At 68.9% G+C, this 13,662-nt stretch carries 10 protein-coding genes and 2 tRNA genes; 4 read left to right on the top strand and 8 right to left on the bottom strand.

Annotation, left to right across the window (positions count from 1 at the left end; translation table 11 throughout):
* Nucleotides 1–32: 32 nt before the first annotated feature.
* The 6 genes from ftsE to CU254_RS04820 form a co-directional block, all read right to left on the bottom strand.
* On the bottom strand, nucleotides 33–722 hold the full coding sequence (gene ftsE, locus CU254_RS04845; RefSeq protein ID WP_009073292.1) for a cell division ATP-binding protein FtsE: 690 nt from the start codon (nucleotides 720–722) through the stop codon (nucleotides 33–35).
* An 89-nt stretch (nucleotides 723–811) separates the two neighbouring features.
* Nucleotides 812–1,915, bottom strand: coding sequence for a peptide chain release factor 2 (gene prfB, locus CU254_RS04840; RefSeq protein WP_037712580.1), 1,104 nt, complete (start codon nucleotides 1,913–1,915; stop codon nucleotides 812–814).
* Nucleotides 1,916–1,979: 64 nt separating this feature from the next.
* Entirely contained in the window at nucleotides 1,980–2,480 is a 501-nt protein-coding gene (locus CU254_RS04835; protein WP_009073288.1) for a PadR family transcriptional regulator, read from the bottom strand.
* Nucleotides 2,481–2,721: 241 nt separating this feature from the next.
* Nucleotides 2,722–2,795, bottom strand: a tRNA-Met gene (locus CU254_RS04830).
* Between the two features lie 469 nt (nucleotides 2,796–3,264).
* Nucleotides 3,265–3,338: transfer RNA gene (locus tag CU254_RS04825), tRNA-Met, on the bottom strand.
* A gap of 67 nt (nucleotides 3,339–3,405) precedes the next feature.
* Entirely contained in the window at nucleotides 3,406–6,378 is a 2,973-nt protein-coding gene (locus CU254_RS04820) for a UPF0182 family protein (RefSeq protein WP_009073286.1), read from the bottom strand.
* Between the two features lie 166 nt (nucleotides 6,379–6,544).
* Here CU254_RS04820 and CU254_RS04815 point away from each other — a divergent pair, with 166 nt between their 5' ends.
* The gene (locus CU254_RS04815; protein ID WP_037716582.1) at nucleotides 6,545–7,099 is read left to right on the top strand and encodes a PPA1309 family protein; all 555 of its coding nucleotides are present in this window, start codon (nucleotides 6,545–6,547) and stop codon (nucleotides 7,097–7,099) included.
* A gap of 100 nt (nucleotides 7,100–7,199) precedes the next feature.
* Here CU254_RS04815 and CU254_RS04810 read toward each other — a convergent pair whose 3' ends face one another.
* Nucleotides 7,200–8,219, bottom strand: coding sequence for a PDZ domain-containing protein (locus CU254_RS04810; RefSeq protein ID WP_009073281.1), 1,020 nt, complete (start codon nucleotides 8,217–8,219; stop codon nucleotides 7,200–7,202).
* Between the two features lie 191 nt (nucleotides 8,220–8,410).
* Between CU254_RS04810 and CU254_RS04805 the strand changes: the two genes are divergently transcribed.
* Nucleotides 8,411–9,814, top strand: coding sequence for a zinc-dependent metalloprotease (locus CU254_RS04805; RefSeq protein WP_037712573.1), 1,404 nt, complete (start codon nucleotides 8,411–8,413; stop codon nucleotides 9,812–9,814).
* 556 nt (nucleotides 9,815–10,370) lie between these two features.
* Here CU254_RS04805 and CU254_RS04800 read toward each other — a convergent pair.
* Nucleotides 10,371–10,880, bottom strand: a complete 510-nt coding sequence (locus CU254_RS04800; RefSeq protein ID WP_037712570.1) for a M48 family metallopeptidase — start codon at nucleotides 10,878–10,880, stop codon at nucleotides 10,371–10,373.
* A gap of 216 nt (nucleotides 10,881–11,096) precedes the next feature.
* Here CU254_RS04800 and CU254_RS04795 point away from each other — a divergent pair, with 216 nt between their 5' ends.
* Nucleotides 11,097–12,173, top strand: coding sequence for a ThiF family adenylyltransferase (locus tag CU254_RS04795; RefSeq protein WP_037712567.1), 1,077 nt, complete (start codon nucleotides 11,097–11,099; stop codon nucleotides 12,171–12,173).
* 103 nt (nucleotides 12,174–12,276) lie between these two features.
* Nucleotides 12,277–13,578: an ABC1 kinase family protein gene (locus tag CU254_RS04790; protein ID WP_369871173.1), complete on the top strand. Its 1,302-nt coding sequence runs from the start codon at nucleotides 12,277–12,279 to the stop codon at nucleotides 13,576–13,578.
* Nucleotides 13,579–13,662: the final 84 nt, after the last annotated feature.

Below are 13,662 nucleotides of genomic sequence, written 5' to 3'. Positions count from 1 at the left end.
TTCGGGGCGGGAAAGGGCGGGGGCGGTGGGCGTCAGCGGCCGATGCCGTAGACGCCCCGGGCGTCGTCGCGGATCACGCGACCGAGCTGCAGCTCGACGACCCGCCGCCGCATCGAGTCCACGATGGAATGGTCGTGCGTGGCCATCAGCACGGTGGTTCCGGTGCGGTTGATCCGCTCCAGCAGCAGCATGATGTCCTGGCTCGTGTCCGGGTCGAGGTTCCCGGTGGGCTCGTCGGCCAGCAGCACGAGCGGGCGGTTCACGAACGCGCGGGCGATCGCGACGCGCTGCTGCTCGCCGCCGGACAGCTCGTTGGGCAGCCGGTCGGCCTTGCCGTCGAGGCCGACGAGTTCGAGCACCTCGGGCACGACCTTGCGGATCGTGGGCCGCGGTTTCCCGATGACCTCGAGGGCGAACGCGACGTTTTCCGCGACGGTTTTGTTGGCCAGCAGCCGGAAGTCCTGGAACACGCAGCCGATGGTCTGGCGCAGGCGGGGGACCCTGCGCCGGGCGAGTTTGGCGACGTCGAAGTTCGACACCATGACCCGTCCCTTGGAGGGCACCTCTTCCCGCAGCAGCAGCCGCAGGAAGGTCGACTTCCCGGAACCGGACGGGCCGATGAGGAAGACGAACTCACCCTTGTCGATCTCGACCGACACCCTTTCGAGGGCGGGACGGGTCGAGGTCTTGTAGACCTTGGAAACCTCTTCGAGCCGGATCACGGTTCGGCATACTACCCATGGGCCCCGTTAAGCCCGGGTTGCCGGTGCCTTGGGTGACGCGCGCCTCGTCGCCGCGCTGCTCGACGGGGTCAGGCCGCGTTGGCCTGCTTGCGCCAGCGGATCCCGGCCTCGAGGAAGCCGTCGATGTCGCCGTCGAGGACCGCGGTGGGGTTGCCGACCTCGAATTCGGTGCGCAGGTCCTTCACCATCTGGTACGGGTGCAGCACGTAGGAGCGCATCTGGTTGCCCCAGCTGGAGCCGCCGTCCTTGAGCGCGTCCATTTCGGCCCGTTCCTCCTCCTTTTTGCGCTGCAGGAGCCGCGCCTGGAGGACCTTCATCGCGGCCGCCTTGTTCTGCAGCTGCGATTTCTCGTTCTGGCAGGAGACGACGATGCCGGTCGGGATGTGGGTGAGGCGGACCGCGGAGTCGGTCGTGTTGACGCTCTGCCCGCCGGGGCCGGACGAGCGGTACACGTCGACGCGGATGTCCTTTTCCGGGATGTCGACGTGGTCGACTTCCTCGACCTCGGGCAGGACCTCGACGTGCGCGAAGGACGTCTGCCTGCGGCTCTGGTTGTCGAACGGCGAGATCCGCACGAGGCGGTGGGTGCCCTGTTCGACCGAAAGGGTGCCGTACACGTACGGGGCGGTCACCTTGAAGGTGGCGGACTTGATGCCCGCTTCTTCCGCGTAGGAGATGTCGAAGACGTCCGTCGGGTAGCCGTGGCGCTCGGCCCAGCGCAGGTACATGCGGAGCAGCATCTCGGCGAAGTCGGCCGCGTCGACGCCGCCCGCTTCGGAGCGGATGTTGACGACGGCGTTGCGGTCGTCGTATTCGCCGGAGAGCAGGGTGCGGACTTCGAGCGCGTCGATGTCCTTGGCGAGGTCGGCGAGGTCGCCTTCGGCCTCGGTCATGCTGCCGCTGTCGCCCTCGTCGGCGGCGAGCTCGTAGAGGACGCCGAGGTCGTCGAGGCGCTGGCGCAGTTCGGAGACACGGCGCAGCTCGGCCTGCCGGTGGGACAGCTGGCTGGTGACCTTCTGGGCTTCCTCGACGTTGTCCCAGAGGGTCGGGCTGGACGCCTGCTCCTCGAGCTCGGCGACCTGCGCGCGCAGCGCTTCGAGGTCCATCACCGACTCGATCTGCGTCAGCTTGCCGGTCAGGTCCTTCAGTGCCGCATCGAACTCATCGCTCACGTCGGACAAGGTTACGGCAAAACCCACGACCGGTCGCGAACCGGTCGTGGGGCCGGGGCGGCGCTCAGGCCTGCGGGATCGAGTCGAGCAGCTTCAGGGCGGCCTTGGCCTGCGCCTGGGCGAACTCGGCGACTGCCTTGGCGTAGGGGCCGTCGGCGGTCTTGGCGGCGTTCTTTGCCTCTTCGAGCTGCGCCTGATAGGTGGTGCGGGCGCTGTCGAGCAGGGCACTGCGCTGTTTGGCCGTCAGGGAGCCGGCGTGCACGAGCCGCAGGATGAGCGGGCTGCGGAGGTGGTCGGGTCCGGCCTCGGACGTGAGCCACGTCTTGAAGGCCTTCTTGCCTGCCGCGGTGAGCACGTACTGCTGGCTCGAACGGGGTCCTTGCTTGCCGAGCCGGACGAGACCCTCTTTCGAGAGCGCCGGGAGCTCGCGGTAGACCTGGCTGCGGGTGACACTGAAGAAGGCGCCGAAGCGCTCGTCGGCGCCCGAGACGAGCTGCCCGCCGGTGGCGGGGCCGTCGTGGAGCAGACCGAGCAGGGCGGCGGCGGTTGCATTCAATTCGGACACCCCTCTACGGTCCCACTTATCCGCCGCTGTGTCCACAGTGGTCACGAATCAGTCCATTGTGGCCAGCGGCAACCCCTCTAACAGCCCAGTCCGCAGGTATGTCCACAATAGACTCTGCCACGCTCCGCAACCACCGCCGAAACGATCACCGCGCCGCAACCACCACCCGAGCGACGGCCAAATGGCGCACGAAAAAGGCCGGGGCCCGTGCATCCGCACGAGCCCCGGCCTTTTCTTCGAGTAGCGGGGACAGGATTTGAACCTGCGACCTCTGGGTTATGAGCCCAGCGAGCTACCGAGCTGCTCCACCCCGCGTCGTTGTAAACACAACCCTACACCCCCCAATTCCCCTCCCCACACCACCCCCACAAAACCCCGTCACCAGCAAAAACACCCCCGCCCCCCCGGACCATGACGCCCGTCAGAAGAAGCAGCCCCCAGCTCCCGCACACCGAACCCCGCCCAGAGGGCAAAAGCCCTTCGAACGCGAGCCTCGACAGGTTTAGACCTCTCCGACCGTCTCGTGTAGAGAGTCAGAAATCCTTGGGAGCACTGGAATATTCCACCCAAGGCGACGACGAAACTCGTGGTACTTCTTCCGGCAACCGTTGGCTTTTCCCAGGATCCGCCCCGGCAAACGAACGCGACCTCACCCGCCAACGCGACCCCACGCGGGGGTCCAGGGGGCTGGCCCCCTGGCGGGGGTCTGGGGGTTCGACCCCCAGGGCAACAACGAAAGAGACCCACCCTCGCGCTTTGTGCGAGGATGGGTCTCCCATCTCTGTAGCGGGGACAGGATTTGAACCTGCGACCTCTGGGTTATGAGCCCAGCGAGCTACCGAGCTGCTCCACCCCGCGTCGTAGGACCTACCTTACGCCTGGGTTTCCCGGAGGCGCAAAGCAGGTGCCTATTACGTAACCGACGTCACCCGCCGGGCTGGGACGTCGGGCCGTTGGTCGGCGGCGGCGTCGTGGGTTTGGCGGCGTTGTACTCCTTTGTCGCCGCGTCGAGCGCGGAGAGCGCCGCGCCTTGGTCGGCGAAGTTGCCGGCTTGCTGTGCCGCCTTGAGCTTGGCGAGCGCGGCTTGGATGTCGGCGACCGCCTTGTCCATGGCCGGGTTGCTGCCGCCGGTGCTGGGCGGCGGCGCGGCGGTGCTGGAGGTCGGCGGGGTGGTCGTCGTGGTGCCGGGGTCGCCTTCCTTCGGGGTGGTGGCGGCCGCGCCGGTGCCCTTGCCGAAGACTTGGTCGAGCGCTTCGTTGAGGGTGGACGCGAAGCCGATCTTGGCTCCGTAGGAGACGAGCACGCGCGCCAGCTGCGGGTAGCTCAGCTGGTTTCGCTGGCGGATGTAGACGGGTTCGACGTAGAGGAATCCGTCCGCGACCGGCAGCGTGATCAGGTTGCCGTAGATGGGGATGACGTTGGGGTTGTTGAGCAGGGTCCGGTCTTGGGCGACGCGGGGGTCGCTCTGGAACCGGTTTTGCACCTGCACGGGTCCGTCGACCTGGTTGGCTCCGCTGGCCGGTGGCAGGCGCAGGACGCGGATGGTCCCGTAGTCCTCCGGATCGGACGAGATGGACATCCAGGCGGAAAGGTATTGCCGTTGCAGACCGGTGAGCGCACTGGTCAGCTGGAACGTCGGCCTGCCTTCGCCGGCCGCGTTGGCGAGGACGTAGTACCCGGGCTGGTTGGCGACGTTCGAGCCGGCGGTGGTGGAGCTGCCGTCCTCGGTCGGGTCCTGCGGAACGCTCCAGAACGCCTGCTGCGCGTAGAACTCCTGCGGGCTCTCCACGTGGTAGCGGGCGAGCAGTTCGCGCTGGATCTTGAACAGGTCCTCGGGGTAGCGGAAGTGCGAGCGCAGTTCCGGCGAAATCTCCGAGCTGGGCTTCACGATGCCCGGGAAGACGTTCTCCCACGCCTTGAGGACGGGTTCGTTGTCGTCGATCGAGTACAGGTTGACGGTGCCGTCGAACGCGTCGACGGTCGCCTTCACCGAGTTGCGGATGTAGTTGATCGAGTTGTTCGCCTGTTTGGTGACGCCGTTGAGCGAGTCGTTGGTCGCTTCGCCGAGCTGCGTCTGCTGGGCGTACGGGTAGTTGTCGAGCGTGGTGTAGCCGTCGACGATCCACTGGATGCGGCCGTGGACCACCGCGGGGTACGGGTCGCCGTCGAGGGTGAGCCACGGGGCGACCTTCGCGACGCGGTCGCGCGGTTCGCGGTTGTACATGATCTTCGAGCCGTCGCCGATGGCGTCGGAGAAGAGGATCTTCGGTTCGCGGTATTCGGCGGCGAACATCAGGCGGTTGAACCAGTTGTCGAGCGAGACGCCGCCCTTGCCCTGGTAGAGATAGCCGCGCTGGGTGTCGGTGTCGTACTCGCCGGGGGCCTTGCCCGGCGTGCCGCCGACGATCGCGTAGTCGGACTGGTTGGTCAGCTCGCCGTAGTAGATCCGCGGCTGGTCGACCTTGATCCCCGGCTGGCCGTTGACCGAGCCCGCGCCGGCGGGCGTGGTGGTGTCGCTCGTGGTGGCGATCGGGTAGCCGCCGTCGGAGTTGGAGTCCTTCACCGCACGGTCGATCGTGTTCGCCGGCGCGGCCACGAAGCCGTTGCCGTGCGTGTAGACCATGTGCTTGTTGATCCAGTTGTTCTGGTTCCCGGTGAGCCCGTCGGTCTTCATTTCCTTGGCGGCCACGATGTAGTCCTGCGTGGTGCCGCCGATGGTGTACCGGTCGATGTCCAGCTTGGTCGGGAAGCCGTAGAAGTTCTCGCGGCCGACGCGCTGGGTGAAGGTGTCGCTGAGGATGTTCGGGTCGAGCAGCCGGATGTTGGACACCGTGCCGGTGTCGGCCTTCACCGCGTCCGCCGTCGTTTCGGTTTTGCCCGGGTACTGCTCGTATTTCACGTTGGTGAGGCCGTACGCCGCGCGCGTCGCGTCCATGTTGCGCTGGATCGACGTCGCTTCCTTCTCGTTGGCGTTCGGCTTGACCGAGAACTGGTCGAGGATCGCCGGCCAGGCGACGCCGACCAGCACGCCGGAGAGGATCAGCAGGACGAGCGAGATCGCCGGCAGCTGCAGATTCCGCAGGAACGCGCCGGCGAAGAAGGCGATCGCGCAGATCACCGAAATGCACAGCAGGATCAGCTTCGCCGGGAGCACCGCGTTGAGGTCGGTGTAGGTGGCGCCGTTGAACAGCGGCATGTTCCGGTCGGACAGCAGCAGGTTGTACCGGTCGAAGAAGTACTCGACCGCCTTCAGCAGCACGAAGATCCCGACGGTGATCGCGAGCTGCGCGCGCGTCGGGCCGGCCAGCTGGCCGCCGCGGCCGGCGAGCCGGATGCCGCCGAAGACGTAGTGCGCGATCAGCGCGCCGAAGAACGAGACGACGACGGTGACGAACAGCCAGCCGAGCAGCCAGTTCACGAACGGCAGGGAGAACGCGTAGAAGCCGAGGTCGATGCCGAACTCGGGATCCTTCTGCCCGAATGAGGTGCCGTTGAGGAAGAGCTGGATCGTCTGCCAGTCCCCGCTCGCCGAGGCTCCGGCGATGACGCCGGTGAGCACCGGAATGCCGATGCCGAACAGCCGGATCCGGCTGACGATCACCGAGCGGTAGCGCGACAGCGGATCGTCGCGGCCGGACACCGGCACGAACACCGGGCGCGTGCGGTAGGCGATCAGCAGGCTGACCGCGAGCGCGCCGCCGACCAGCAGCCCGACCGCGAAGAAGAGCACGATCCGGGTGACCAGCTGCGTGGTGAACACCGAACGCGCCTGCAGTTCGCCGAACCACAGCCAGTCCACGTAGGTGTCGAGCAACCGGACGCCGGCCAGCAGGGCCAGCACGATCACCGCGGCGATGATGAGAAGGATCCGGCTGCGCCGGGACAGCTTCAGGCTCACCGGGGGCCGAGTCGCCACGGCAATGCTCCTGTCTTCGTGAACACGTTCGCCGGGGACAGCTGTGTCCCCGTGACCTCTAACTCTACGGATGGTGCCGCGAGTTCCCGGGACCGCCCAAACCGGGCGCGCGCGGCGCGGCGCGGGGACGCCTGACACGATGGTCGCCATGCCACCGAGTGAGCCGTCTGCCGCCCACCCTGTCGCCGGGCTGGCCCGGGAAGTCGAAGAGTTCGTCGCCGCCGCGGGCTGGAACCAGCCGCCGCAGTTGTTCGCGCTGGTGCCGACCGCGGCGCTGCTGGACGAGCAGCCCGAACTGGCCGGTCAGCTGGACCGGGCGAACCCGCTGACGCCGGTGGCCCAGGAGGCGCTGCCGGACGGCGATCTCGCCGAATCGCTCGGCCGGATCGCGTGGCCGGAAATCGTGGTCGGCTGCGCGCTGGCGCAGGAGATCATCGTGCTGCCCCCGGACGTGGAGGCGGAACTCGAAGGAATCGCCGAGGCGGACGCCGAAAGCCTGCGCCGCGCCGCCGCGGACCACCCGCGCCGCACCGAGGCCCGCCTGGTGGCCGCCGTCCTGCGCCAGGGCGACGCGGCCTGCGTGATGCGGCTGCGCGGCGTCCAGCCGGGCGACGAGGACGAGACCGCGGTCGACGAACTGGTGGAAAGCCCGGATCTCGCGCCGAATCTGGTGGAAGCGCTGAAGACGACCCTGCAGCCCTGACGCATCAGCTGCCGCGTTACGTCCGTTACGTCCGTGAAGGGCTCCTTGAGGGAATCTGATTCCCTCAAGGAGCCCTTCACGGACTTTCTTTGAGCGCTGGTCAGCAGTGCGCCGTCGGGCGACCGGCCTTCAGGTTGTCCAGCTGCTTGAGCGCGTCGTCCAGGTTGGAGACCTTGATCAGGTTGAGCCCTTCCGGCGCGGCCGATTTGGCCTCGGCGCAGTTGTGCTCCGGGACGAGGAAGTCGGTCGCGCCCGCTTCCTTCGCGCCGACGACCTTGAACGAGATCCCGCCGATCGGCCCGACCTGGCCGGTCTCGCTGATCTCGCCGGTGCCCGCGATGTGCCTGCCGCCCGCGAGGTCGCTGCCCGGTTTCCCGGGCGGGGTGAGCCGGTCGATGATCGCGAGGGTGAACATCAGCCCGGCCGACGGGCCGCCGACGTCCTGCAGCGAGATGTCGACGGAGAACGGCGCGACCGCGCGGTCGACCGCGGTCAGGCCGAGGAAGCCCTGGGTGCGGTCGTCGCGCTGGGCGAGCGTGACCGGCACGGTGCGTTCCGGCTGGCCGAGGTGCTGGAAGGTGACCTGGACGGTGTCGCCCGGCTTGGTGTTGGCGATCGAGGCGGCCACCTCGCCCGCCTCGCGCACCTGCTTGCCGTTGACCGAGATGAGCTTGTCGCCGGGCGCGAGGATGTGGTCGGCCGGGCTGCCGGACACGATCTGCTTCGCGACGACCTGCACCGGGTAGCCGAGGTGGCGCAGCGCGGCGACCTGGGCGTTGCTCTGCGAGTTCTGCAGCTGCTGGATGTTCTCCTGCTTGACCTGCTCGTTCGTCTCGCCGGGCTTGTAGTACTCCTCGCGCGGCGCGAGCGCGTAGCGGCCGCTGGCCCAGAGCCCGAGCGCGGTGAAGAGGTTGATGCCGTCGTTGAGCGAGACGGTGGTCATCCGCAGTTCGCCGCTGGTGCCGTAGGTCTGCTGGCCCTTGACCTGGATCACCGGGTTGCCCGCGGCGTCGCGGCCGAGGGTGTCGTAGGTGGGCCCGGGGCTGATCGCGACGTACGGGACCTGGACCAGGAACCCGGCCACGACGAACACCAGGAACAGCACGCCGCTGACCAGCATCGTCCATCCGCGGCGGGTGAGCCGCCGGTCGCTGCGGGCCGGCGCGCGCGACGGCTCGGCGCGGCGGGACTGGTTCGCGGTGTCCTCGTCCGGTTTTGTCACGAGCGACAGCGTACGGTGACTGTGTTCGCTTCCCGGTGAAGGCCACGGTTGACGCGCTGAGCCGGGTCGTACCCGCGTACGGTGGAGCTATGAGCAATCCCCCGTTCGGCTTCGGACCGCCCGATCCCGACAAGCGAGGCGACAACGACCCCTCGAACCCGGGCCAGCCCGGCGGAGCCGAGGCGTTCAACCAGCTCGGGCAGATGCTGAGCCAGCTGGGCCAGATGCTCAGCCAGGCGGGCTCGTCGAGCGGGCCGGTCAACTACGACCTGGCGAAGCAGATCGCACTCCAGAACCTGAGCGGGCGGGACGACGCCAAGATCGGCTTCACGTCGGACAGCGGCGGCGACTCCGCGACCGCGGTCCGCGACGCCGCGCACCTGGCGGAACTGTGGCTCGACGCGGCGACGATCCTCCCCGCGGGCGCGACCTCGACGGTGTCCTGGTCGGCGCGCACCTGGGTCGAGAAGACGCTGCCGACCTGGCAGCGGCTGTGCGATCCGGTGGCGCAGCAGGTGTCCGGCGCGTGGATGCAGGCGCTGCCCGAGGAAGCCAAGCAGGCGGCGGGCCCGTTGCTGTCGATGATGGGCCAGATGGGCGGAATGGCGTTCGGCTCCCAGCTCGGCAACGCGCTGGCGCAGCTCGCGCAGGAGGTGCTCACCTCGACCGAGGTCGGCCTGCCGCTCGGCCCGGCCACGACGTCGGCGCTGCTGCCGGCGAACATCGAGAAGTTCACCGAGGGCCTGGAGCTGCCGGCCAGCGAGGTGCTGGTGTTCCTGGCCGCGCGCGAGGCCGCGCACCAGCGGCTGTTCGCACACGTGCCGTGGCTGCGGCAGCGCCTGCTGGCGACGGTCGAGGAGTTCGCCCGCGGGATCACGGTGGATACGTCCGCGCTGGAGTCCCTGGCCGGAAGCATCGACCCGGCGAACCCGGCGAGCATCGAGGAAGCGATGTCGTCCGGCCTGCTGGAACCGCAGACCACGCCCGAGCAGCAGGCGGCCCTGAAGCGCCTGGAAACCCTGCTGGCGCTGGTGGAAGGCTGGGTGGACGTAGTGGTGGCCGAGGCGATCGGCGACCGTCTCCCCGGTGCCGACGCCCTGCGCGAAACGCTCCGCCGCCGCCGCGCGACCGGCGGCCCGGCCGAGCAAACGTTCGCGACCCTGGTCGGCTTGGAACTGCGCCCGCGCCGGATGCGCGCCGCGTCGTCGCTGTGGAAACTCGTCGGAGACCGCCACGGCCTCGAAAAGCGCGACGGCCTCTGGTCACACCCCGACCTCATGCCGACGGCCGAGGACCTGGACGAACCCCTGGACTTCGCCGACCGCCTGGCGGAACCGACGGCTCTCGACGCGGACCTGGACCCGATGGCGGAACTGGAACGCACGGAGAAGGCCGAGCGGGAGGCCCGCGAGGCCCAGGACGCCGACGACAAGAGCGGCGAGACCCCGAAGGACGAGGGGAAGAAGGACGACGGGGGCGACTCGCCTTCCTGACGCCGCTGGTCGGCTGGGTCGCCTTAGGCCCTGGCTGCGCTACCGCTTGACACCCGCCGCGCGGACCGCCTCACCTGGTTGAGACGGTCCGCGCGGCGTTTTCAGCTCGCACTCCCGCCCACGGACACGGCTCCGCAGGTAGTCCCCACCTCTCATCTCGGTACCGCTGAGCACCCCAGCCTCACGAGACCACTCCGCTCCGCTAGAAATCCCCACCTCTCTCATCGCTGCTACCGCCGCCGGGCGCACCAGCCTTAAGCACAGCCGGGAAATCCGCCGCGCCGAGCCTTCCCGCGCGACCGCTCCACCGCCGTTCGAGCCGCTGGCTTCGCCCCGCCAGCCAACCCGGTCAGACACCCCAGTCACCCACCATCGCCAACCGACCGCGAGCCATCACGCCAGGTTGAGCTGAGCAGCAGCTTGCGCGCGGGATTCGCACCGCAGCACACCCAGTCACCCCGCGCTCCTCCGAGATCCGCCGCTCGCCAGCCCTCCTCCGCCCCCTCCACAGCCGCAGCACAGCCATCCGCCGACCCACCCAGGCCCAGCCACCGACTCAGTCCTCCTCCGAAATCCCCCACCCCGCAGCCGCCGAAAGCCCCTCCAGATACCCCATCGCGCGTTCCGTCTTCGGATACCGGTTCACCAACGCCCAGAACGCCGCGTCGTGCCCCGGCTCCCTCAGGTGCGCCAGTTCGTGGACCAGCACGTAGTCCAGCACCCATTGCGGCACCCGCTGAAGCCGCTCGCTGACCCGGATGGTCGCGTCCACCGGCGTGCAGGACGCCCACCTGGTCCGCATCGGCGGCACCCACCGCACGCTGGACGGCAGCGCCTTGCCCTCCAGGTATTTCGCCCCGAGCAGGGCGCAGCGCGCCAGCAACGCCGCGTCCGACGCCCTCGGCGGCGCCGTCTTCCGTCCTCCCGGGCGCAGCAGCCTGCGCTCCATCTCCGCGACCCAGTGTTTCTCTTCCTCGCGCGTCATCCGTGCCGGGATCTGGACGACCAAGGTGTCGTCGTTCCAGTACGCGGTGACCGTCCGGTGCCTGCGCTGGCTGCGCCGCACCTCGACCTTGTGTTGAGAAGTGTCCGACGGGGCTTTCTCGCCCCTGCCTCTCAGGGAGGGCATCCGTGCTTCGACCACTCGACAACGGTAAGGCTCAGCACCGACAACTTGGAGCGCCGAAAGGTCACAGCCCTGACTTGTCCACAACAAGATTTCCCTGTGGACAACTCGGCTTCTCACCCGCGAGTGGCATTGCGGAGCTGCCAAGCTGACCGCATGACCCTGTCCAGTGTTCCGCCGCCGGACGTGCTCCTCCCGGCGTATCCGACGTTGCTTCCGGGCATCCACGTGCTCGAACGCGACGGCGACGAGATCCAGTTCGGCCTCGACCCCCGTCACGGCATCATCGCCAACGGCTTGCCCCCGGCGATCGTCGACAGCGTGCGCAGGCTCGACGGACGGCGCGCGCTCGAGGACGTCCTGCTCGCTGTAGGCGAACACCGGGACCAGTTCCATCTGCTGCTGAAACAACTCTCCGCGCTCGGCCTGGTCACCGAAGCGGCGAAGAAGAACGCGAAACGGGTCGAGACCGGCCTGTGGTCACTGCGGGCTCGGCACTACCAGCCGGCGCTCACAGACCGTCGCGGGCAGAGCCTGATCGCGGTCCACGGCAGCGGACGGATCGCCGTGGCAGTCGCCGCGCTGCTCGCGACGTCCGGAGTCGGGCACCTCGACGTCCGAGCGTCCGGCCGGGTCACCGAAGCCGACCTCGGTTCCGGCTTCACCCCCGCTGAGCTGGGGCAACCCCGGCAGCGGGCGATCCGGTCCGTCGTCGCCCGAGTCGCACCGGACGTCATCACCGCCCGCAACCAGCGCCGCCTCCCGGACCTCGTGCTGCTCACCGACACGCTCGTCCCGCCGCCGGAAGAGGTGGCTGAACTCGTCGATTCGGCCACCTCGCACCTGCCGGTCCGGGTGTGCGAGGGCACGGGCATCGTCGGGCCGCTCGTGGTGCCTGGCCGCAGCGCCTGCCTCCGGTGCTGTGACCTCCACCGGACCGACGCGGATCTGTCCTGGCCGAGGATCGCGACTCAGCTGGTAGGCCGGATTCCGCGGGCCGATCTCGGGGCGGTGCACGCGTGCGCCTCGCTCGCCGTCGCGCAGGCGATGCGGCTGCTCTCGCCGAGCGAAACCCCGCCGCCGACCTGGAACGCCGCGCTCGAGATCGACAACTTCGACGGAAAGGTGCACCGCCGGCGCTGGGAGCCGCACCCGGACTGCGGCTGCGGAGCGCCAGTGCCCGTCGAAGAAGCTCCGGACGAGGCACCCAAGGAGGTACTGCAAGAGACGTAGGACACACCTGGGTGCCGTCAGCGGGCTGCGGGCGTCGTGCTCGCCAAGGCAGAATCGCAGAGTGACCGACTTTCGCGACCGCACCGGAGACCGCGATTCCGCCATGCCGCGCCGCGGCGCTGCCCGTACGGCGAAGCTGGCGAGCCTTCCGCTCGGCATCGCCGGACGAGCCGTGGGCGGCTGGGGCAAGCGGCTGGCCGGGCAGAGCGCTGAGCAGGTGAGCGCGACGCTCTCGGCCAAGGCCGCTGAGCAGCTGTTCGAGGTGCTGGGCACGCTCAAGGGCGGCGCGATGAAGTTCGGCCAGGCGCTGAGCGTGTTCGAGGCCGCGGTGCCGGACGACATGGCGCAGCCGTACCGGGAGGCGCTCACGAAGCTGCAGTCGGCCGCGCCGCCGATGCCTGCCCGCCAGACCCATCGCGTGCTCGCCGAGCAGCTGGGCAGGTCGTGGGTCGGCCGGTTCGCGCACTTCGACGACGAGCCCGCCGCCGCGGCGAGCATCGGCCAGGTGCACCGCGCGACCTGGCACGACGGTCGCGAGGTCGCGGTCAAGGTCCAGTACCCGGGCGCGGACGAGGCACTGCGCAGCGACCTGCGCCAGTTGCAGCGCTTCAGCAGGCTGTTCCAGGCATTCATCCCCGGCACCGACGTGAAGCCGCTGCTCACGGAGTTGGCCGAGCGGATGGACGAGGAACTCGACTACCTCGCCGAAGCGGACAACCAGCGCGCGTTCGCGAAGGCGTTCGAGGGCGACCCCGAGTTCCTGATCCCGCGCGTCGTGGCGAGCGCGCCCAAGGTCGTGGTCAGCGAATGGGCCACCGGAACCCCGCTGGCCAAGATCATCTCGGACGGCGACCCGGCTACCCGCAACCTGTCCGGGCGGCTGCTCGCGGAGTTCCATTACTCGTCGCCGGCGCGGGCGCACCTGCTGCACTCCGACCCGCACCCCGGCAACTTCATGCTCACCAGCGACGGCAGGCTGTGCGTGATCGATTTCGGCGGCGTCGCGAAGCTTCCGCACGGAATTCCGCGGCACCTGGGCGAAATCACGCGGCTCGCCCTCGACGGCCACTCCGACGAGCTGATGCGGCTGTTGCGCGAAAACCGTTTCGTGCGGGCAGATTCGTCGCTGGAAGCGGACGAGGTGCTCGCCTATCTCGCGCCGTTCACCGAACCGCTGGCCGAGCCGACGTTCCACTTCACGCGCCGCTGGATGCAACGGCAGGCGGGACGCGTCGGCGACTCGCGCAGCAACGACTTCCACGTCGGCCGCTCGCTGAACCTGCCGCCGGAGTACCTGATGATCCACCGGGTCACGGCGGGCTCGACGGGCATCCTGTGCCAGCTCGACGCCGAGATCCCGGCTCGCGGCATCGTGGAACGCTGGCAGCCCGGGTTCGCCGCCTGAGTTATCCACAAGGCGGGGCGGCAACGCCGAGTTGTCCACAGATTGCGCGGAGTGGTTTCGCGCAGTTGATCAAGGCGGCATTCT

Source organism: Amycolatopsis sp. AA4, assembly GCF_002796545.1.
Taxonomy (GTDB): domain Bacteria; phylum Actinomycetota; class Actinomycetes; order Mycobacteriales; family Pseudonocardiaceae; genus Amycolatopsis.
This window is presented reverse-complemented; position numbering and strand designations above follow the sequence as displayed.

Excerpts from the sequence above, each read along its gene's own strand:
- CU254_RS04815 (WP_037716582.1), top strand. The coding sequence starts at position 6,545 with ATGCCACCGAGTGAGCCGTCTGCCGCCCACCCTGTCGCCGGGCTGGCC.
- CU254_RS04810 (WP_009073281.1), bottom strand. The coding sequence starts at position 8,219 with ATGCTGGTCAGCGGCGTGCTGTTCCTGGTGTTCGTCGTGGCCGGGTTC.
- CU254_RS04805 (WP_037712573.1), top strand. The coding sequence starts at position 8,411 with ATGAGCAATCCCCCGTTCGGCTTCGGACCGCCCGATCCCGACAAGCGA.
- CU254_RS04795 (WP_037712567.1), top strand. The coding sequence starts at position 11,097 with ATGACCCTGTCCAGTGTTCCGCCGCCGGACGTGCTCCTCCCGGCGTAT.
- CU254_RS04790 (WP_369871173.1), top strand. The coding sequence starts at position 12,277 with ATGCCGCGCCGCGGCGCTGCCCGTACGGCGAAGCTGGCGAGCCTTCCG.